This window comes from Nocardiopsis sp. iso_237, from assembly GCF_056173345.1.
The window spans coordinates 2,704,251-2,723,455 of the sequence record NZ_CM149669.1 but is presented as its reverse complement, the minus strand read 5'-3'; the positions used below and the strand labels follow the sequence as shown (position 1 = coordinate 2,723,455).

Annotated in this window: 16 protein-coding genes and 1 pseudogene; 8 read left to right on the top strand and 9 right to left on the bottom strand. The window is 73.3% G+C overall.

All coding sequences use genetic code 11. The features are described 5' to 3' along the window. Positions 1-27 precede the first annotated feature (27 nt). The 4 genes from AC0VYM_RS12550 to AC0VYM_RS12535 all read right to left on the bottom strand — a co-directional run bounded on the left by AC0VYM_RS12550 (position 28) and on the right by AC0VYM_RS12535 (position 3,388). Positions 28-663 (bottom strand): histidine phosphatase family protein, encoded by a 636-nt coding sequence (locus AC0VYM_RS12550; RefSeq protein WP_475462364.1) that lies wholly within the window; start codon positions 661-663, stop codon positions 28-30. Further along, complete coding sequence (locus tag AC0VYM_RS12545) at positions 660-1,421, bottom strand: zinc ribbon domain-containing protein (RefSeq protein WP_475462362.1); 762 nt, start codon at positions 1,419-1,421, stop codon at positions 660-662. The genes AC0VYM_RS12550 and AC0VYM_RS12545 overlap by 4 nt, the downstream gene beginning before the upstream one ends. A 79-nt stretch (positions 1,422-1,500) precedes the next feature. Further along, positions 1,501-2,373 (bottom strand): Nif3-like dinuclear metal center hexameric protein, encoded by an 873-nt coding sequence (locus AC0VYM_RS12540; RefSeq protein ID WP_475462360.1) that lies wholly within the window; start codon positions 2,371-2,373, stop codon positions 1,501-1,503. A gap of 46 nt (positions 2,374-2,419) precedes the next feature. Next, positions 2,420-3,388 (bottom strand): helix-turn-helix transcriptional regulator, encoded by a 969-nt coding sequence (locus tag AC0VYM_RS12535; protein WP_475462358.1) that lies wholly within the window; start codon positions 3,386-3,388, stop codon positions 2,420-2,422. A gap of 62 nt (positions 3,389-3,450) precedes the next feature. On the opposite strand from AC0VYM_RS12535, the gene AC0VYM_RS12530 reads away from it, so the two are divergent. From AC0VYM_RS12530 to AC0VYM_RS12520, 3 genes are all read left to right on the top strand, one after another. Next, on the top strand, positions 3,451-4,875 hold the full coding sequence (locus AC0VYM_RS12530; protein ID WP_475462356.1) for an FAD-binding oxidoreductase: 1,425 nt from the start codon (positions 3,451-3,453) through the stop codon (positions 4,873-4,875). Between the two features lie 34 nt (positions 4,876-4,909). Continuing rightward, positions 4,910-5,731, top strand: coding sequence for an alpha/beta fold hydrolase (locus AC0VYM_RS12525; protein ID WP_475462354.1), 822 nt, complete (start codon positions 4,910-4,912; stop codon positions 5,729-5,731). Between the two features lie 86 nt (positions 5,732-5,817). Next, positions 5,818-6,684, top strand: coding sequence for a deoxyribonuclease IV (locus AC0VYM_RS12520; RefSeq protein WP_475462352.1), 867 nt, complete (start codon positions 5,818-5,820; stop codon positions 6,682-6,684). 44 nt (positions 6,685-6,728) lie between these two features. On the opposite strand, the gene AC0VYM_RS12515 is transcribed toward AC0VYM_RS12520, so the two are convergent. Genes AC0VYM_RS12515 through AC0VYM_RS12505 form a run of 3 tightly spaced genes read right to left on the bottom strand, consistent with a single transcriptional unit; the run spans position 6,729 to position 10,045 of the window. Next, positions 6,729-8,036 carry an MFS transporter gene (locus AC0VYM_RS12515; RefSeq protein ID WP_475462350.1) on the bottom strand — a complete coding sequence of 436 codons (1,308 nt, stop codon included), beginning with the start codon at positions 8,034-8,036 and terminating at the stop codon, positions 6,729-6,731. Continuing rightward, complete coding sequence (locus tag AC0VYM_RS12510; protein ID WP_475462348.1) at positions 8,033-9,331, bottom strand: MFS transporter; 1,299 nt, start codon at positions 9,329-9,331, stop codon at positions 8,033-8,035. Before AC0VYM_RS12510 ends, AC0VYM_RS12515 begins: the two co-directional genes overlap by 4 nt. 45 nt (positions 9,332-9,376) lie before the next feature. Next, positions 9,377-10,045, bottom strand: coding sequence for an ArsR/SmtB family transcription factor (locus tag AC0VYM_RS12505; protein WP_475462346.1), 669 nt, complete (start codon positions 10,043-10,045; stop codon positions 9,377-9,379). Positions 10,046-10,227: 182 nt separating this feature from the next. Between AC0VYM_RS12505 and AC0VYM_RS12500 the strand changes: the two genes are divergently transcribed. The 3 genes from AC0VYM_RS12500 to AC0VYM_RS12490 all read left to right on the top strand — a co-directional run bounded on the left by AC0VYM_RS12500 (position 10,228) and on the right by AC0VYM_RS12490 (position 14,117). Beyond that, positions 10,228-10,575 carry a hypothetical protein gene (locus AC0VYM_RS12500; RefSeq protein WP_475462345.1) on the top strand — a complete coding sequence of 116 codons (348 nt, stop codon included), beginning with the start codon at positions 10,228-10,230 and terminating at the stop codon, positions 10,573-10,575. 232 nt (positions 10,576-10,807) lie between these two features. Then, entirely contained in the window at positions 10,808-13,219 is a 2,412-nt protein-coding gene (locus AC0VYM_RS12495) for a Tex family protein (protein WP_475462343.1), read from the top strand. 196 nt (positions 13,220-13,415) lie between these two features. Next, a complete protein-coding gene (locus tag AC0VYM_RS12490; RefSeq protein ID WP_475462341.1) occupies positions 13,416-14,117 on the top strand; it encodes a hypothetical protein in 702 nt (233 codons plus the stop codon). A gap of 9 nt (positions 14,118-14,126) precedes the next feature. Here AC0VYM_RS12490 and AC0VYM_RS12485 read toward each other — a convergent pair whose 3' ends face one another. Further along, positions 14,127-14,870 carry a GTP pyrophosphokinase gene (locus AC0VYM_RS12485; protein WP_475462339.1) on the bottom strand — a complete coding sequence of 248 codons (744 nt, stop codon included), beginning with the start codon at positions 14,868-14,870 and terminating at the stop codon, positions 14,127-14,129. Positions 14,871-14,950: 80 nt separating this feature from the next. Then, positions 14,951-16,461, bottom strand: a pseudogene (locus tag AC0VYM_RS12480) (carboxylesterase/lipase family protein). Between the two features lie 221 nt (positions 16,462-16,682). On the opposite strand from AC0VYM_RS12480, the gene AC0VYM_RS12475 reads away from it, so the two are divergent. Then, complete coding sequence (locus AC0VYM_RS12475; RefSeq protein ID WP_475462337.1) at positions 16,683-18,041, top strand: LURP-one-related/scramblase family protein; 1,359 nt, start codon at positions 16,683-16,685, stop codon at positions 18,039-18,041. 164 nt (positions 18,042-18,205) lie between these two features. After that, positions 18,206-19,165: a quinone oxidoreductase family protein gene (locus AC0VYM_RS12470; RefSeq protein WP_475462335.1), complete on the top strand. Its 960-nt coding sequence runs from the start codon at positions 18,206-18,208 to the stop codon at positions 19,163-19,165. Positions 19,166-19,205 lie beyond the last annotated feature (40 nt).

Genomic DNA, 19,205 nt, shown 5'->3' with positions numbered 1-19,205 from the left:
TAGCCGCCTCGGGAGGGTCCGGATCCCCTACCGGTCCAGGTGTGCGGTGTCGTTGAGGGAACGCACCACCTGGGGTCCGTCCGCGTAGCAGTCCACCTCGGTCAGGCACGCGGTGTCCAGGTGCATCCGGTACAGCGCGGCGATCGGTGCGAGCATCGCCTGCTGGACGGTGACCTTGATCGGGGTGACGTGGGTGACCACCAGGACCCTGCGGCCCCGGTGGCGTTCCAGCAGGGCGTCCCGGGCCGCGCCCACGCGGCGGGCCACCTCGGTGAAGCTCTCCCCGCCGGGCGGGCCCGTCTCCGGGTCCGCCAGCCACCGGGCCACCCCCTCGGGGTCGCGCTGGTGCGCCTCGGCGAAGGTCAGCCCCTCCCAGGCACCGAAGTCGGTCTCCACGAACCCCTCGTCGGTCTCCACCGGGAGTCCGAGGAGCTCCGCCGCGTACCCGGCGGTCTGCCGGGCACGCGACAGCGGGGAGGAGACCACCGCGTCGATCCCCCACCCGGACAGGCGCCGCGCGGCCGCCCCGGCCTGGGCGTGCCCCTCCTCCGTCAGGGGGACGTCCCCGCGTCCGGCGAAACGGCGCTCGACGGAGAGCGGCGTCTGCCCGTGCCGGAGCAGCACCAGACGGGTCGGCTCGGTGTCCGGCGCGCCCCAGCTCATTCGGCGGCGGGGGCGTTGAGCCCCGACTCCTCGGTGCGCACCAGGATGCGGCGGCAGTCCTCACAGCGGACGACCTCGTCGGCTGCGGTCGCGCGGATCTCGTTGAGTTCCACGGTGCTCAGCGCCAGCTTGCAGCCGTTGCAGCGGCCGTACCGCAGCGGGGCGGCGGCCACACCGTCGTACTGGGAGCGCAGCTTGTCGTAGAGCGCCAGCAGGTCGGCGGGGATGTCCGCGCTGACCCGCTGGCGGTCCTGGGTGACGCGGGTGCGGTCCCACTGGATCTCGGCGGCGGCGGTGTCCCGGCGGGCGGTGACCTCCGTGAACTTGGCCACGGCCTCCTCGCGCTCCGCGGTCAGGCGCGTGACGTCGGTGTTGACGGACTCGGCCTCCTCCATGACCTCCAGGACGACCTCCTCCAGCTCGGTCTGGCGGCGGCCCAGCGAGGCGATCTCCGACTGGAGGTTCTGGAGCTCCTTGGCGTTGGTGATCCGCCCCGACTCCAGACGCTGGGTGTCCCGCTCGGCGCGGGAACGCACCTGGTCGACGTCGCTCTCGGCCTTGCGCTGGTGGCGTTCGATGTCGGAGGCCCGGGTCTGGGCCGTGATGAGCTCGGCGTCGATCGCGTCGACGCGCTCCTTGAGCCGGGCCGCCTCGGCGATCTCGGTCAGGCTCCGGAGACGGTGGTCCAGGCGCTGGAGCGCGGTGTCGAGCTCCTGGAGGTCGAGCAGTCTGGCCTGAGCGGCGGGTTCGGCTTTCACTTGGGGTCTCCTGGGAATCGCGGTTGGGAGGCCGGGGAGGCCGCCCGCGCCCTGTGCAGTTGTGGTCGTCGAGGGGGTGTCACGCGTGTGGGAAGGTCCGTGACCAGGCATCCGTCACGGTGGTCGACACGCGGGTCTCCACGTTAGCCCCATTCGGGCCACCCGTGCGCCGGAGCGCGTCGGCCAGGTGGGCGGCGCCGTCGGCCAGCCACGGCCACTCGCTGGCGAAGTGGGCGGTGTCCACGAGCGCGGGGCCGCCCGGTTCCTCGACGAACTCCGAGGCCGGGTGGTGGCGCAGGTCGGAGGTGACGTAGGCGTCGACCCCGGCTGCGCGGGCGGCGCCGAGCAGGGAGTCCCCCGCCCCTCCCGAGACGGCGACGGTGGTGACGAGACGGTCCAGGTCACCGGCCACCCGGACGCCTCCGGCGGTGGCGGGCAGCCCCTGGGCGACCCGGGTCGCGAAGTCGCGCAGGACCATCGGCTCGTCCAGCTCCCCGACACGGCCGATGCCGCGCCGTCCCTCGGGGTCGGTGGCGTCGGGGTCCAGCGGTCGCAGCGCACCGGTGAGGCCCACGGCGCGGGCCAGGGCGTCGGAGACACCGGGCGCGGCCGTGTCGGCGTTGGTGTGCGCGGTGTACAGGGCCACCCCGGAGCGGATCAGCCGGTGCACGATCCGGCCCTTGGGGGTGTTCGCGGCGACGCTGGTGACGCCGCGCAGCATCAGCGGGTGGTGCGTGATGATCAGGTCCGCGCCCCAGGTCACGGCCTCGTCGACCACCGCGTCCACGGGGTCGACCGCGAACAGGACGCGCTCCACCGGCTGCGCGGGGTCCCCGCAGACCAGGCCGACCGCGTCCCAGGAGGCGGCCCACTGGGGTGGGTAGACCTCCTCGAAGGCGGCGGTGACGTCGGACAGGGTGAAGGGCTGCGCGGTCGAGGTGCTCACGGCCACGAGACTAACGCCCCGCCCGACCGGGCGCGCAAACGCGCGTCCGGCCTCAGGGCAGCCGTGCGGCCATGGTGCGCAGCCGTGCCGTGACCTCGGGTGGCGCGTCGGTCTCGGAGTCCGCCCCCAGGGACAGGACCGTGGCCGTGTACTGGCAGACGAGGTCCAGGGACTCCGCGCTGATCCGGACCCGGCAGCGGCCGGGGGCGAGCGGTTCGACCCCTCCGGGCAGCGGCCCGTACAGGCGGCGCCGCAGTTCCTCCGCGTCCAGGCCCACCGTGAGGGTGATGGTGTACCGGTAGGAGCCCCGGGCGAACGACCGTGTGAGGAAGGTCGCGGGGTCGGGTGCGGGCAGGTCACGCGGCTCGAACCGCCGGTGGGTGGGGCGGGGCCCGCTCAGCCGGTCCACCCGGAAGGTGCGCCACGCGTCGCGGTCGGTGTCGTGCGCGACCAGGTACCAGTGCCCGCCGTGCAGGACCAGGTGGTGCGGTTCGACCCGCCGTTCGGTGGCGGTGCCGGACCGGTCCCGGTAGGTGAAGTCGGTGACCGCGCGTTCGCGTCGGCAGGAGGCCAGCGCCCCGAGCACGGCCGGATCCACCGCCGGGGTGTCGGGGTCGGGCACGGCCGAGGCGGATCCGGACACCGCCGCGAGCCGGGGCCGCAGGCGCCGGGGCAGGACCCGTTCGAGTTTGGCCAGGGCCCGCAGGGCGCTGTCCTGGACCCCGGTCGCGGTGGTCAGGGCCAGGGCGACCGCCACCGCCTCCTCGTCGTCCAGCAACAGGGGCGGCAGGTCGCGGCCCGAGACCAGGCGGTAGCCCCCGGCGGCCCCGGGGGTGCCCTCCACCTGGTAGTCGAGGTCGCGCAGGCGCTCCACGTCGCGGCGCAGGGTGCGGGCGCTGACCCCGAGTCGGTCCGTGAGTTCGGCGCCGCTCCACTCGCGGCGGACCTGGAGCAGCGACAGCAGGCGCAGCAGGCGTTGGGGCAGGGTCGCGCGCGCCGAACCCTCCGGTCGATCGTTCATGGTGGCCATACTGCCGGTCATCGCGGCCACGATGTGACCGCATCGGTTCCTACGGTGACGTCATGAGCGACACGAGAACGCACCCCACAGGCCAGGAATCAGAGCGAACCCAGCTGCTGGAGGCGCTGGGCGCACGGGTGGGCGGGACGGTGCACGCCCCCGGCAGCCCCGGGCACGAACGGGGGAGATCGGGCATCCAGCAGGTGGACCGCCACGCGCCCGACGCGGTCGTGACGGCCGCGCACACCGAGGACGTCCGCGCGGCGGTGGAGGTCGCCGCCGAACGGGGGCTCACCGTGGCCGCCCAGCGCACCGGGCACGGACACGGCTCCGGCATGCGCGGCGGTGTCCTGGTGGACACCCGGAACCTGGACGGGGTACGGGTCGATCCCGAGCGCCGCCGGGCCGTCATCGGTGCCGGTGCCACCTGGCAGGACGTGATCGACGCGGCCGCCCCGCACGGGCTGGCCCCGCTCTCGGGCAGCCTGCCGGGGGTGGGCGCGGTCTCCTACACGCTCGGGGGCGGGCTGGGGCTGCTGGGCCGCCGCCACGGCTACGCCGCCGACCACGTCCGTTCCCTCGACCTCGTCACCGCCGACGCCCGACCACTGCGTGTGGACGCCCTCAGCGACCCGGACCTGTTCTGGGCGTTGCGCGGCGGAGGGAGTTCGTTCGGCCTGGTCACGGGAATGGAGTTCGACCTCTTCCCGGTCGCGCGCCTGTACGGCGGCAGCCTGTACCTGGACGCGACCGACGCACCGGGGGTCCTGGACACCTGGCGCCGCTGGGCGGAGGACTCCCCCGAGGAACTGACCTCCGGGGTGACCGTGCTGGTCCATCCCGACTTCGAGGGGGTGCCCGCCCCCATGCGCGGCCGACTGGTCGCGCAGGTCTCCCTCGCCTGGTCCGGGCCCGTGGAGAAGGGTCCGGCGCTGGCGGAGCCGTTGCGCTCGGCCGCGCCGGTCCTGCTGGACACCCTGCGCGAACTCCCCTACGCGGAGTCCGGGAGCGTGTTCGCCGACCACGACGGCCCCGCCGGGTTCCGCGGTGAGGGGCTCATGGTGGACGCCCTGGAACCGGAGGCCCTGGACGGGCTCCTGCGGCTGGCCGTCGCCGAACGCCCGTACATGAGCGTGTTCGGCCTCCGTCACCTGGGCGGGGCCCTGGCCCGGCCGCCCGAGGTCCCCAACGCGGTCGGCCACCGCGACGCCGCCCACCTGGTGAGCGTGCTGACCCTCACCGGCTCCGGCGCGGACGACCCCGGCGCCGACCTGCGCGCGGAGGCGGCCGGGCTCTTCTCCGGGCACACGTCGGGGCGCTCGTCCAACCTGAGCTTCGGGGCGGTCACCGAGGCCGAGGTCCGCGCGATGTACACCCCCGGCGACCTGCCTCGGCTGGCCCGGACCAGGGACCGCGTCGACCCCCTTCGGCGTGTCCACTCCCACCGTCCGATCCCCTCCTTGCGCGCCTCGACGGACAACGTCTAGCGTGCGGTGAAACCGAGGGAAGCGGGTACGGGCGATGCGGGACACCACGGTCGAACTCCACGGGCGCACCGTCGCCCACACCGACCTGGGGGACCCGGCGGGCACCCCGGTCCTGTACTCGCACGGCGCCCCGATGAGCCGACGGAACCTGGGTGACCAGCACGACGAGTTCGCCGCCGCCGGGCTGCGGGTGGTCACCGCCGACCGCCCCGGCTACGGCGGTTCCGCCCCCGCCCCCGGCCGGACGCTCACGGACTGGGCCGACGACACGGCCGCGCTCGCGGACTCCCTCGGTATCGACCGGTTCCTGGTCGCGGCGCACTCCTCCGGCGGGCCCTACGGGGTGGCCGTCGCCGCCCTGCTGCCCGAACGCGTGCTCGGCGCCGTGGTCCTGGGCGGAGTCACCGACTTCTCATGGGAACCGAGCTGGGAGGGCTACTCCGAGGACGAGCGGGCCATGATGCGCCTGCCGGACGAACGGGCCGCCCTGGAGTGGGGCGAGCGCCACCTGGGTGACTCGCCCACCGAGTGGCCCGTCCCCGACCGGGAGCTGTTCGCGACCCGGCACGTCCCGCACCTGGCCGCGGCGGCCAAGGAGGCGTTCGCCCAGGGGGTGGGCGGATACACCCAGGACTCCTGGGTGCAGGGACGCCCCTGGGCCTTCGACCCGGGGGCCGTCCGCGCCCCCTTCCTGGTGGTGCACGGCGACCGGGACACCGTCGTACCGATCGCACACTCCCGGCACACCGCCGACCTGGTCCCCGGGGCCGACCTGCGCGTGCTGCCCGGCCACGGACACGTCACCGTGCTCTGGGAGCTCCCCGCCCTGCTCACCGAGGTGCGCGACCGGACCTGACCGGCCGGGCCGACACGGCGACGCCGCGCCGGGTGGGGCGTCGCACACCCCGCCCACCGGCCGGTCGGCCCTAGAGTTGGTTGGCGATGAACGACACTGAGCAGAAGCGGCCCCAGTCCCCGATCGGGGCACACGTGCCCGTGGCGGGCGGCATGGCGACCAAGGGCCTGGCGTACGCCCGGCAGATCGGCGCGGAGACCGTCCAGGTCTTCGTCTCCAACCCGCGAGGCTGGGCGACCAACGCGGGAGACCCCGCACAGGACGCGATGATGCGCGAGCGCACGGACCTGCCGCTGTTCGTGCACTCCCCGTACCTGATCAACCCGGGCACGCCCAACGAGGAGACCGGCGAGAAGTCGATGGTCTCCCTGGAGCACGCCCTGCGCCGGGGCGCGGAGATCAACGCCCTCGGGGTGGTGATGCACACCGGTTCGGCCGTGTCCGGCGGGCGCGAGGCGGGACTGGAGCGGGTCCGTTCCCGGGTGCTCCCGCTCATGGAGCGGCTCGGGGACGACGTCCCGCCGATGCTGCTGGAACCGATGGCCGGTCAGGGCCAGGTCCTGTGCGCAACCGTCGACGACCTCGTCACCTACCTGGAGGCCCTGGACTGGCACCCGAACGTGGGCGTGTGCCTGGACACCGCGCACCTGTTCGCGGCCGGTCACGACATCTCGACGGTCGAGGGCATGCGCGAGACCATGGACCGTTTCGGTGAGGTGGTCGGGGCCGACCGCCTCAAGCTGATCCACGGCAACGACTCCAAGGTGCCCTGCGGCAGCAACAGGGACCGGCACGAGAACATCGGTCTGGGCCACATCGGCGCCGAGCCGTTCGCGGAGCTCTTCCGCCACCCGGTGACCGCCGGTGTCCCCATCACCCTGGAGACGCCGGGCCCGGAGGGTCCGCACGCCGAGGACGTGGCCACCCTCAAGAGGCTCCGCGCCGAGGCCTGATCCGTCGGCCCCGCCCGCGTGGCCGGGCGGGGCCGGGGCGGCGGTCAGTCCCGTTCCGGCGCGGCCTCCTGCTCACCCACGGCACGGTCGCACAGGTCGGCTGTCTCGAACATGGTGCGCACGTTGAACAGCACGACGACGCCGACGACCGCCCCGCCCACCAGGTAGGGCAGCCCCAGATCCAACCGGCCCAGCACGCCGCCGAGGAGCGCCCCCACGGGGGTGGCGCCCCAGCCGACCGCGCGGTGCACGTTGCCCGCCCTGGCCCGGATACGGTCGGGCACCACGCTCTGGAAGAACACCGAACCGGCGATGTTGGACACGCTCATGCACAGGCCCATCCCGACCAGGAGCAGGCCCGCCACGGCGGGGTGTGTGGTCAGCCCCATCCCCAACAGGACCGCGGACGCGCCGAGGTAGCCCCCGAGGAACGCGGTGCGCCGTCCCAGACGGCGCAGCGTCCAACCGACCGCGAAGGTGCCCAGCACTCCCCCGACCGCCAGTCCCGCGACGAGGAACCCGTACAGGGACGCGGGCAGCTCCAGTCGTTGCCCGGCGTACAGGACCAGCACGGCCAGGCCCGTGTTCAGCCCGATCATGGTCCCGGCGTTGCACACCGCCAGGCGGCGCAGCAGCCGGTCACCGAAGACGTAGCGCAGGCCCTCGGCCAGATCGCGCAACGGGCCCTGGGAGGGGTCCTCCCGGGGCTCGACCGGCGGGTGCTCCTCCGGGCGCCGACGCAGGATCAGGACGACCGTGCCGACCAGCACCGCGCAGAGGGCGTAGGAAAGCGCCGCACCGGCCACGGGGATCACCGCGGCGACGGCGAAGAGCACCGCGGCCACCGGGGCCGCGCCGAAGTCCTGGGCGACCAGTCGGCCGCCCTCCACCCGGCTGTTGGCCCGGTCCAGCTGCCCTCTGGGGACGAGCCGGACGAGGCCGAGCCTGCTCGCCGGGTCGCTGACGGTCTCACAGCACATCACCACGAACATCGCCGCGTACAGGACCCACACGGTGGCGTGGCCGGTGACCAGGGCGACGGCGAGCAGGGCCACGGTGGCGGCGGCGACGGTGTTGGACACCACGAGCGCCCGCATGCGGTCCACCCGGTCCAACAGCACCCCGCTGAAGGGGGCGACGAGCAGCCACGGCAGGAAGCGGGCCACGGTCAGCCCCGCCACCAGGAGCGGGTCCCCGGTGAGGGTGGCGGCGACGAGCGGGAGGGCGACCGCCAGGAGCCCGTCCCCGAGGTTGGTGGACACTCCGGCCGCCCAGAAGCGGTGGAAGGTACCGCCCAACCGTTCCCGGTCCGGGGCCCCGGGGGCCCTCGGGGTCGACGGGGTGGTGGTCATCGGTTCTCCTTCTCGGTCACGGGCCGTGCGGCGGCCTCGATCAGGGCCAGGTCCGCTCGACGGGCGGTCTCGGAGGTCACCCGCCGAGCGAGGATGACGGTGACCGCCATGATCACGGCGCCCACCAGGAAGGGCAGCGCGAGGTCGAGGCGGCCGAGGAGTCCGCCCGCCAGGGCGCCGATCGGCGTGACGCCCCAGCCGATCATCCGGCTGACGCCCGCGACGCGGCCGCGCACGGCGTCGGGGACCACGGTCTGGTAGTACGGGCTCGCGGCGATGTTGGACACGACCATGCAGAAGCCGGACACCGTGAGCAGGACGAAGGCCACGTAGGGGTCGCCGGTGAGGGCCACGCCCAGATACGCGGCGGCGATCCCCAGGTAGCCCCAGGTCACGACCGCGCGCCGCCCGCACCGGGTGATCACCCGGTCGGCGGTCAGGCTGGCGAGGACGCCGCCGACCGCGGCGGAGGTCATGAACACCCCGAAGAACGCGGCGGGGACACCGAGGCCGTCCTGCGCGTGGAGGACCAGCACGGCGCCGCCCATGTTCCCGCCGACCATCATCCCGGCGTTGCAGAGTGTGTTGCCGCGCAGGATCGGGTCACCGAGGACCTGCCGGAACCCCCCACCGGTGGCGCGCAGGAACCCCTCGGGCTCCGTGGGTGACCCCTCCCCCGGGTCGGAGCGGCGCCACACCAGGGGGACGGCGCACAGCAGCACCGCGCACAGGGCGTAGGACCCGGCGATGCCCGCCAGCGGCGCGACCGCTCCGGCGGCGAAGAGGAACCCGGCGACCGGGCGGCCGAGGCAGTCCTGGGCGACCAGCCTCCCGCCCTCCACCCGGCTGTTGGCGCGGTCGAGGAGCCGGGCGGGGACCAGTTGGACCACCGCGATCCGGCTCGCCGGGTCGGTCACCGTCTCACAGCTGATCAGCGCGAACATCGCCGCGTACAGAGCCCAGACGGACAGGTTCCCGGTGACCAGGGTCAGGATCAGTCCGAGCACGACCAGCACGGCCACGGTGTTGGACACGAGCATGGCGCGTACGCGGTGTACCCGGTCGATGAGTACGCCCGACAGCGGCGCGAGCAGCAGCCAGGGGAGGAAGCGCACGGCGGTGAGCCCGGCGACGAGGAGCGGGTCCTGGGTGAGGGTGACGGCGATCAGCGGCAGCGCCACCATCAGCATGCCGTCCGCCAGGTTGGTGAGGACCCCGGCGCCCCAGAAGCGGTGGAAGTCCGCGCTGAGGCGTTCGGATCGGGGTGAGGTCGGGGTGGGGGGTGCGGTGGTCATGCGGCTCCTGAAGGGGGGTGGTGTTCAGGCGGCACTGCGAGGGGGTCAGGTGGACGTGGTTCCGGAGCCGTCCTCCTCGCTCGCGTCCGTCGGCGCGAGGTGGGGGAACAGGTCGGTGTGCAGTTCCACCGACTCGGTGTCGGGGTGGCTCCGGGCGGTGCGTCCCTCGTACCGGCGGGTCCGGGAGCGGATGAACTCCTGGAGCTCACCGGCGAACTCCTCGGTCTCCTCCGGGGTCATCCGCGCGTGGGACAGGGAGTCCTGTGCGGCCGACTGCCAACGGCGGACCACCGGGTCGTCGGGGCTGGTCCTGACCAGGGCCCGCCACTGGTCGAGCCGTTCCCGGCGGCCGCCGTAGTAGCGGTCCAGGACGACCTCGGCGGCCGCCCGCGTGGCCGGGTCGCGCAGGTGGTCGATCCCGCTCATGTGCCAGCCGCCGGGGCGGACGCGCCACCACCGGTCCCGGCGGCCGGTGTGGCCGGGGTCGGCCTCGACGAACCCGTACCGGGAGAGTTGGCGCAGGTGGTAGCTGGTGGATCCGCTGCTCTCGCCCAGCCGTTCGGCCAGGATGGTCGCGGTCGCGGCGCCCTGGACGGTGAGTTCGTCCAGGATGCGTGCGCGCAGGGGGTGGGCCAGGCCGCGCAGGGCCTCGGCACCGACCTCCAGGGACGGCTGATCCGGTTCCGTCGCCTCCGTGGGCTCTTCCTCGTTCATACCCGAACCGTACTCCAAAGACTTCTTTGCAAAAATACTTTTGCAGAGTTTTCTTTGCGGAATTTCCGCGCCCGGGGCCGACCTACCGGGGCACCCCACCCCCCGAAAAGCACGCGCATGGGCGACAATGGGCGAAGGCCCGTGGCGGGACGGGTCCCGGGAACCGAGGAGGCTGTCACCTCATGGAACCGTTCTTCATGGTCATCGGCGCGGCGATCGCGGCCGCCGGCTACCTCGCGGGGCGGCGCACCGCCCGCCGAGACGCCCGGCGCGAACTCCAGCGGCACCACGGCACCCCGCAGATCCCGGACCGCGGCCAGCGCACCCCCCAGCCGGTCTGCGGCTGCGGCCACAACCTGGTCTTCCACGACCACGAGACCAAGCGCTGCCAGACCCAGGTGGTCATCCCCGGCCGCTGGACCGGCCAGGCCAACTCCACCTACCGGCAGTGCATGTGCCAGGGCTACCGGGGCCCGCTCCCCGTGGACGAGTACTACGCCCCCGACTACCTCGACGGCACCGGACCCTGACCCCGCCGCTGGCACGAAGCCTCCGTCCCACCGCCAGCCCCAGAAGACCCGAACCGCACCGAACCGCCCGATCCCGCCCGCACCGCCGCACTCCCCCGCGCGACCCCGGGTCAGGGCAGGGGTGTTCGTGCGGGAACCTGGGAGTGCGGACGGCGACGCGCCGGGATGACAACAGCCCCGCGCACCGCGAGAATGTCCGCGCACCGAACAGCCAGAGAGTGGACGTTTACTCGTGACGACCCCTGTGACACCCACGATCGACCAGCGCATCGCCGAGGAACTCGGCGTGGGCACGCACCAGGTCAGTGCCGCCGTCGACATGCTCGACGCCGGGTCGACCGTGCCCTTCATCGCCCGGTACCGCAAGGAGGCGACCGGAGCGCTGGACGACGCCCAGTTGCGCGCGCTGGAGGAGCGCCTGCGCTACCTGCGTGAGCTGGCCGAACGCCGGAGCGCGATCCTGGAGTCGATCCGTTCCCAGGGCAAGTTGGACGACGCGCTGGCGGCCCGGATCAACGAGGCCGACTCCAAGGCCCGTCTGGAGGACATCTACCTCCCCTACAAGCCCAAGCGCCGCACCAAGGCCCAGATCGCCCGCGAGGCCGGTCTCGAACCGCTCGCCGAGGGTCTGATCGGTGACCCGAACCAGGACCCGCAGGAGGTCGCCGCCGCCTACGTGGACTCCGACAAGGGCGTGGCCGACGTCAAGGCCGCCCTGGACGGGGCCCGTTCGATCCTGGTGGAGCGGTTCGCGGAGGACGCCGACCTCACCGGCACGCTGCGCGAACGCCTGTGGGAGAAGGGCCGCCTGGGTTCCGCGGTCCGCGAGGGCAAGGAGGAGGCCGGGGCCAAGTTCGCGGACTACTTCGACTTCTCCGAACCGCTCACCGCGCTCCCCTCCCACCGCGTCCTGGCGATGTACCGGGGCGAGAAGGAGGAGGTCCTCACGCTCAACCTGGAGCCGGAGGAGACCCCCGAGGCGGGCCCGGACGGCACCGTCCCCCGCAGCTCCTACGAGAACGCCATCGCCTCCCACTTCGAGATCGTGGACCGGGGCCGCCCCGCCGACCGCTGGCTCCAGGACACCGTGCGCTGGACCTGGCGCACCCGGATCCTGGTCCGCCTCGACATCGACGTGCGCATGCGCCTGTGGCAGCGGGCCGAGGACGACGGCGTCAACGTGTTCGCCGCCAACCTGCGCGACCTGCTGCTGGCCGCGCCCGCCGGAAGCCGCTCCACCCTGGGTCTGGACCCGGGCCTGCGCACCGGCGTGAAGGTCGCCGTCACCGACCCCACCGGCAAGGTCGTGGCCACCGACACGGTCTTCCCGCACGCGCCGCGCCGCGACTGGGACGGCTCGATCGACCGCCTGGCCAAGCTGTGCTCCGCCCACGACGTGGAGCTGGTCGCGATCGGCAACGGCACCGCCTCACGGGAGACGGACAAGCTGGCGGGCGACCTGATCAAGCGCCACCCGGAGCTGAAGCTCACCAAGGTGATGGTGTCGGAGGCGGGCGCCTCGGTGTACTCGGCCTCCGCCTACGCCTCCGAGGAGCTGCCCGATCTGGACGTTTCCCTGCGCGGGGCCGCCTCGATCGCCCGACGACTCCAGGACCCGCTGGCCGAGCTGGTCAAGATCGACCCGAAGTCCATCGGTGTGGGCCAGTACCAGCACGACCTCGCGGAGGCGAAGCTCTCCCGCTCCCTGGACGCCGTGGTCGAGGACTGCGTGAACGGCGTGGGCGTGGACGTGAACACCGCCTCCGTCCCGCTGCTGACCCGGGTGTCGGGCGTGACCTCCACCCTGGCCCGCAACATCGTGTCGCACCGTGACGCCAACGGCCCGTTCCGGACCCGCGACGCCCTGCGTTCGGTGCCCCGGCTGGGCCCCAAGGCCTTCGAGCAGTGCGCGGGCTTCCTGCGTGTGCCGGGCGGCGACGACCCCCTGGACGCGTCGGCGGTGCACCCCGAGGCCTACCCGGTGGTGCGCCGCATCCTGGACCGGGCCGGCACCGACCTGCCGTCGCTGATCGGAGACGGGAAGGCGCTGTCGGGGGTCCGCCCCGAGGACTTCGTCGACGACACCTTCGGTCTGCCGACCGTCACCGACATCCTCAGTGAGCTGGAGAAGCCCGGCCGCGACCCGCGTCCCGCCTTCACCACCGCCACCTTCAAGGAGGGCGTGGAGAAGCTGGACGACCTGGAGCCGGGGATGCTCCTGGAGGGCGTGGTCACCAACGTGGCCGCCTTCGGCGCGTTCGTGGACGTGGGCGTGCACCAGGACGGTCTGGTCCACGTCTCCGCGCTCTCCAACAAGTTCGTGGAGGACCCGCGCGAGATCGTCAAGCCCGGCGACATCGTCAAGGTCAAGGTGCGCGAGGTCGACATCCCCCGCAAGCGCATCTCGCTGACCATGCGGCTGGACGACGAGACCCCGGCCTCCGGTGGCCAGGGCGGCGGTCGCGGTGAGCGCGGCAACCGCGGTGGCAACGGCGGCGGCCAGCCCCGCGGTGGTGGCCGGGGCGGTGAGCAGCGGCGTGGCGGCGGCCGTCAGAACGGTGGCGGTCGCGGCGGTCGGGACGCCGCCCCGGCGCCCTCGGGCGCCATGGCCGAAGCGCTCCGCCGCGCGGGCCTGGGCAAGTAGCGGTCGCCCCCGCCCTGCGGGGGTCGGTGGATCGTGGTGAGGGGTTCCCGCTGGTCGGGGACCCCTCCTCCGTGCTTCGGGCACCCGTTGCCGTCTCCCCGGTGCGCCGTCCGCGCCGCCGTGCGGTCGGCCGCTAGCGTGGCGCCGGGGGCGCCCTCCGCCGGGCGCCGATCCGACCGACGAACCCCCGGGGCCCATGGACGACACGACCGAGACGAGCACCGGCGCCGACGCGGATTCCGCACCACGGCGGAACGACACGCGCCTGTGGTCCACGGGGACGACGGCCGCCGGGGCCGCCTTCGTGTTCATCCTCCTGCGCCTCATGGCCGTCACCCACTACGACTGGGAGACCGCGTTCGGGCTGGCCGACGCCATCGACTTCGGTGACGCGGTCACCATCGTGGTCGGCACCTTCCTCGGCGCGGGAAGCATCACCCTGTGGCTCCTGGCTTTCTTCGTACCGCTGGCGGCCGCCGGGCACCTGCGTCACCTCCGCGAGGGCAACCACTCCACCGGATCCCTGCTGGTCGTGGTGGCCATGGCGGTCGTGTTCGCGGCGGCGGTGCTCTCCTTCTCGGCGTGGGCGGCCCTGGTGGCGGCCCTGGCCTGGTTCACGCTGCTGGCCGTCGTCGACCTGCGCGGCGGCCCCGTCCGCGACTTCTTCCACCGGCTCGTCGCCCGCGCCGGAATCCTCGCCCTGGCCGCGGTCCTCATCGGAGCGGCCGTCGTCGACGAGGTCTGGGTGCCCGAGGAACGCATCGAGCTCCAGGACGAGGTGGTGCACGCCTACGTCGTCCAGAACGGCAGCCAGTTCCTCACCGTGCTCACCGCCGACACCCGGGAGAAGCGGATCCTGCTCTCCGGTGAGGTCGTCTCCCGCACCGAGGCGGGCTGACCGCTCCGTTCAGTCGGAGCGCTCGGAGTTGACCCGCTCGGCCAGCGCCCGCAGCAGTTCGTCGGCCAGGGGCAGCTTGCGCAGCTCCTCCGGTCCGGGCAGCGGTCCCCTGGCCCGGTCCCCCTGCTCCCGGACCTCGCCGTGCAGGCGCTCCATGGTCTCGTCGAGCCGGTGGGCGGTCTCGGCCGCCTCCCGGATCTCGTCCAGCAGCCCGTCCGGAACCGACTTGCCGTACTTGTAGTAGATCTTGTGTTCCAGGCTGGCCCAGAAGTCCATCGCGATGGTGCGGATCTGGATCTCCACCGGCACGTCCTCGGTCCGGTCCGACATCCGCACCGACGTCTCCACCAGCAGGTGCAGGCTCCGGTACCCGTTGGGCTTGGGGGAACGGATGTAGTCGCGTTCCTCCATCACCCGGATGTCCTCGTGCCCGGCCAGCATGTCCCGGATCGTGTAGGTGTCCGAGACGAAACTGCACGTCACGCGGATCCCGGCGATGTCGAGTATGGACCCGCGAATCTCGTTGAGGTCGTAGGGCACCCCGCGCCGCCGTGCCTTCTCCATGATGCTGGCCGGGGTCTTGAGCCGGGAGCTCACGTGCTCGATGGGATTGTGGTCGTGGGTGTAGCGGAACTCCTCGTTGAGGATGTTGACCTTCGCCATCACGGTGTCGATGGCGAACTTGTACGACAGGAGGAAGCGCGCGACGTCGTCGCGAGCGGCCAGCAGCGCCTCCGGTACGTCTTCCACCACGAATCGACCCCCGTCACACCAGTACCAAACCCCGTGGCCAAATGTTATCGACCGTCGGAGCCCTCCGGGGGTGGGGGGCGCTACCTCGGTGCGAAGGTCACACCGGACCACAGGGCGCGCAACGGTGAGTCGTCACCCTCCCGCTGGGCGTCCTCCAGATCCCAGACCCGGACCACGGTCGTTTCCGGACGAACCGGGTCCCACCCCGGGTCGCCGCCGGACACGAAGGCGCTCCAGGCCGCCCTCATCCGCTCGGACAACGCCAGGTACGCGGCGTCCGGCGGACCGTCGCAGAGGAACCGCGCCAGGTCGCAGTCCATGTTGCCGAAGGCGAAGGGAAGGTCGAAGGCGTGGCAGGCCCCCAGCGTCCCCTCCAGGACACGGCTGCGCGCGGCGAACCGGAAGAAGTGCGCGCTGCCGCCCGCCGCCGCCTGCGCCTCCGCCAGCCGGGTGGAGTACTCGCAGAACATGGCGTCGCCGCGGATCTCGCCGTAGAGGTCCGTGAGGGAGGCTCCGGGGTGCGCCGCGCGGTAGACCTCCACCGCCTCCTCCCCCAGACCGAGACGGCCCGCGGTGACCGCGAGGGCCGACGCGTCCTCGATCTCCACCTTCTGGCCGAGCCCGGTGAAGAGCGTGAACTCGTCGGTGTTGTGGCCCACCAGCAGCGCCACGTCGGCGGCGGCGCCCCGCGCGATGGCCGCCAACGGCGGCTCGGGGAGTTCGGGGCCGCCCACCACGGGCGCGTAGCAGGTGAACGCCCTGGACCGCGCCCCTCCGCTGGACCCCCCGGTACCCGAGAGGATCGCGTCGGTGGCGGCCAGCAGCTTCTCCGGCGCCACCTCGGCCAGGGCACCGGCCTCCAACGGCACACCGACCTCCGTGGCCACGTTCTCGGCGACCAGGCGCGCGGTGTCGGCGGTGACCATGTCGCCAGGGACGCTGTGCGCGACGGCGCGGTGGAAGAGACCGCGTGCCTGGGGCGAGGCCATGAGGCAGACCACGGCACCGGCACCGGCGGACTCCCCCGCCACGGTGACGTCGTCGGGGTCGCCGCCGAACGCGGCGATGTTGTCGCGGACCCAGCGCAGGGCGGCGATCTGGTCGAGCAGCCCCCGGTTGTCGGGGCGGCCGGGGACGTGGCCGAAGCCCTCGAAACCCAGCCGGTAGTTGACGCTCACCACGACGATCCCGGTCTCGGCCAGGCGGGTGCCGTCGTAGGTGGCCTCCGAGCCGGAGCCGACGATGTAGGCGCCGCCGTGGATCCACACCATGACCGGGGCGGCGGCGCCCGGCCCGCTCCCGTTCCGCGGGGACCACACGTTGAGGACGAGGCAGTCCAGGGAGGTGTCCGCGTCCCACGGCTCGGTACCGATGAACTGGGCGCTCTGCGGCGCGGGCGGGCCCGGTTCGGTACAGTCGCGGACCCCGTCCCAGGCCGGGGCGGCGCGGGGGCCGCGAAGCGGTGTTCCCCGAAGGGCGCGGCGGCGAAGGGGATGCCCCGGTACAGGGTGGTCCGCCCGTCCAGGGACCGGGGGGAGACGGTGCCGCGCACCCGTCCGTTCACGGTCTCCACGATGTGCTCGGCGTCCACGGGTGCCTCCTGGGGGTCGGTGCCGTTTCCACCTAACAACGTTAGGTTTGCTCGCGCAAGGCCCGCGGGACCGTGCGGAACCCGGGAGGGCGCGTGTCCGTCGAAGCCGGACAGGAGGTTCCGCTGGATTCTCCCGAGTCCGCCCGACGCGGATCCAGCGCCCCCGCACCCCACCGACCCGCCGCCCCGCAGGGCGACAGCGCCGGAAAGGCCCCCACCCCATGCACGCACCCCTGTTCACCGCGCCCGTGTTGCTGGTCGAGCAACCCCGCCGCCTGTTCGCCGCCGAAGGACACTACGAGGTCCTCGACGGCGGAGGCCACCCGCTCGCGTACGTGAACGAACACATGACCGCGTGGACGCACACGCACCGGCGCGACTCCCGGCTGCCACACAGGTTCACGATCTACGCCCCCGACGGTCATCCACTCATCACCCTGGACAAGCCCTGGGACCGCGGGCGCCCCTACATCCACGTGAGCGGCCCGCACCGCGAGCCCTACGGCACCATCGTCCAGGACCGTTCCTTCATGGGCTCGCGGTTCCGGCTCAACGACCCCCGGGGCCACACCGTCGCCGAGATCCGGGGCGACTGGAGAGGCTGGGACTTCACCGTCCTGGACCACGCCGGGATCGAGATCGCCCGGATCGGCAAGGAGCACCCAGGGTTGGGCGGACGGTTCTTCACCACGGAGGACCGCTACGCGCTGGAGTTCGCCTACGACCTGCCCTGGCCACTGCGACGCCTGGTGATCGGAGCCGCGATCACCATCGACGTGCTGTTGCACGAGCGCGAGCCGGAGTTCTACCACTCGCACTACGCGGACTTCCGCCGCCACCCCGAGTACGGCTACGAGCCGCGCCACCACTGGCACCACCCCCGGCGCGGGTACATGGTCACCCGGCGCCGACGTCGGCCCCTGGTGGTCCACACCTTCCAGCCGGTGCGCCGCCGGTCCCGTGTGGTCTCCGGCGGGCACGCGGGGGTCTCCCGGCGCGACCACCGCCCGGTCTCGGGCCGGTCCGAGGCCCCTGCTCCGAGGGCCGTCCGTGCCCCGCGTGTGGAGCGCCGGGGCGGGGCGGGGTTCGCCTCGCGCTCGGAGACCCCTGCCAGCGGCTGGACCTCGCGCCGCGAACGCCGGGGGCGCGCCCAGGGCGGCGGCGGGACCTCGCGGGCCGCCCGGATCAAGCGCGACGTGTCAGGGAGCAGGACCGCCGGTCGCGCCTCGGACGGGACGGCCGGGAGCTCCGGGCGTTCCTCGTCGGGTCTGGGGTTCGACCGTTCCTCGGGTACCCCCGCCCGTAAGGCGTCCACCTCACGCGGGACCTCGTCGTCCCGGAGCGCCTCCTCCGCCCGCGGGACCTCGTCGCGCGGCACCGCCTCGCGGAGCGGATCGAGCCGTGTCTCCGGCGGTGGCCGCGGTTTCGGGAAGGCCGCCTCCAGCAGGGTCGGCCGTTCGGGCGCGGGCCGTTCGAGCACCGGCCGATCGAGCTCCAGCCGATCGGGTTCGGGCCGCAGGTCCGGCGGGGGCCGCTCCGGGGGCGGCCGTTCCAGCGGCGGCTCCTCCCGCCGCAGGTAGCACCGGCACCCGTGCCCGGGCCCCTCGCCACGGTGAACCACCGAGGGCCGAGGGGCCCGTCCGCGTCCGACGCCACACGCCCGTGAGCGGCCCACCCCACGAGACATACCATCTGGTCGGTATGATGTCCGCCGAGACCGCTCCACCATCAGGAAGGGCCCAGCATGCGCGCCATCCAGATCACCGAGTTCGGCGGACCCGAGGTCCTCGTTCCCACGGAGCTGCCGGACCCGGAGCCGGGCCCCGGTCAGCTCCTGGTCGACGTCGCCCTCAGCGGGGTGAACTTCGCCGACACCCACCAGGCGGAGAACACCTATCTGTCCCCCTCCGACCTGCCCATGGTCCCCGGCAGCGAGGTCGCCGGGCGCACCGCCGACGGCCGCCGGGTGGTGGGCCTGCTCAACGGCGGCGGCGGGTACGCCCAGCGGGCGGTGGTCGACCCCAACCTGGCGTACGACATCCCCGACGACGTGACCGACGCGGCCGCGCTCGCCCTGGTCGTGCAGGGCGCCTCGGCCTGGCTGCTGCTGCGCCGCACCACCCGGATCGAACCCGGGGAGTCGGTCGTGGTGCACGCGGCCGGCGGCGGCGTGGGCACCCTCGCCGTACAGCTGGCCAAGCGGTTCGGCGCCGGTCGGGTGATCGCCGTGGCCAGCACCGGGGACAAGCGCGACCTCGCCCTGGAGCTGGGCGCGGACGCGGTGGTGGACTCCTCCGCCCCGGACATGACCACCGCGCTGATCGACGCCAACGAGGGCAGGCGGGTGGACATCGTCCTGGACATGGTGGGCGGCCGGATCACCGACGAGAGCATCCGGGCCCTGGCCCCGTTCGGGCGCCTGGGCTTCTACGGGATGGCCTCGCGTGAACAGCCCTCCCCCGTGAAGCTGCCCAACCTGATGCGCCACTCGGCCACGGTGGGCGGCATGTGGCTGCCGCACGCCTACCTGCTTCCGGGCGACGTGGTCGGCCAGGCCATGCGCGAGCTCTTCGCCCTGGTGTCGGAGGGCGCCCTCCGGCCGGTGCTCGGGACCATCTATCCCCTGACCGAGGCCCGGCGCGCGCACCAGGACCTGCGGGCGCGCGGCACCGTGGGCAAGCTGACGCTCGACCCCTCCGCGTAGCGGCTCTCCACCCCTCAGAACGCCCACCTTTACGATGTAG

Excerpts from the sequence above, each read along its gene's own strand:
- AC0VYM_RS12550 (WP_475462364.1), bottom strand. The coding sequence starts at position 663 with ATGAGCTGGGGCGCGCCGGACACCGAGCCGACCCGTCTGGTGCTGCTC.
- AC0VYM_RS12535 (WP_475462358.1), bottom strand. The coding sequence starts at position 3,388 with ATGAACGATCGACCGGAGGGTTCGGCGCGCGCGACCCTGCCCCAACGC.
- AC0VYM_RS12530 (WP_475462356.1), top strand. The coding sequence starts at position 3,451 with ATGAGCGACACGAGAACGCACCCCACAGGCCAGGAATCAGAGCGAACC.
- AC0VYM_RS12525 (WP_475462354.1), top strand. The coding sequence starts at position 4,910 with ATGCGGGACACCACGGTCGAACTCCACGGGCGCACCGTCGCCCACACC.
- AC0VYM_RS12520 (WP_475462352.1), top strand. The coding sequence starts at position 5,818 with ATGAACGACACTGAGCAGAAGCGGCCCCAGTCCCCGATCGGGGCACAC.
- AC0VYM_RS12515 (WP_475462350.1), bottom strand. The coding sequence starts at position 8,036 with ATGACCACCACCCCGTCGACCCCGAGGGCCCCCGGGGCCCCGGACCGG.
- AC0VYM_RS12510 (WP_475462348.1), bottom strand. The coding sequence starts at position 9,331 with ATGACCACCGCACCCCCCACCCCGACCTCACCCCGATCCGAACGCCTC.
- AC0VYM_RS12505 (WP_475462346.1), bottom strand. The coding sequence starts at position 10,045 with ATGAACGAGGAAGAGCCCACGGAGGCGACGGAACCGGATCAGCCGTCC.
- AC0VYM_RS12500 (WP_475462345.1), top strand. The coding sequence starts at position 10,228 with ATGGAACCGTTCTTCATGGTCATCGGCGCGGCGATCGCGGCCGCCGGC.
- AC0VYM_RS12490 (WP_475462341.1), top strand. The coding sequence starts at position 13,416 with ATGGACGACACGACCGAGACGAGCACCGGCGCCGACGCGGATTCCGCA.
- AC0VYM_RS12475 (WP_475462337.1), top strand. The coding sequence starts at position 16,683 with ATGCACGCACCCCTGTTCACCGCGCCCGTGTTGCTGGTCGAGCAACCC.
- AC0VYM_RS12470 (WP_475462335.1), top strand. The coding sequence starts at position 18,206 with ATGCGCGCCATCCAGATCACCGAGTTCGGCGGACCCGAGGTCCTCGTT.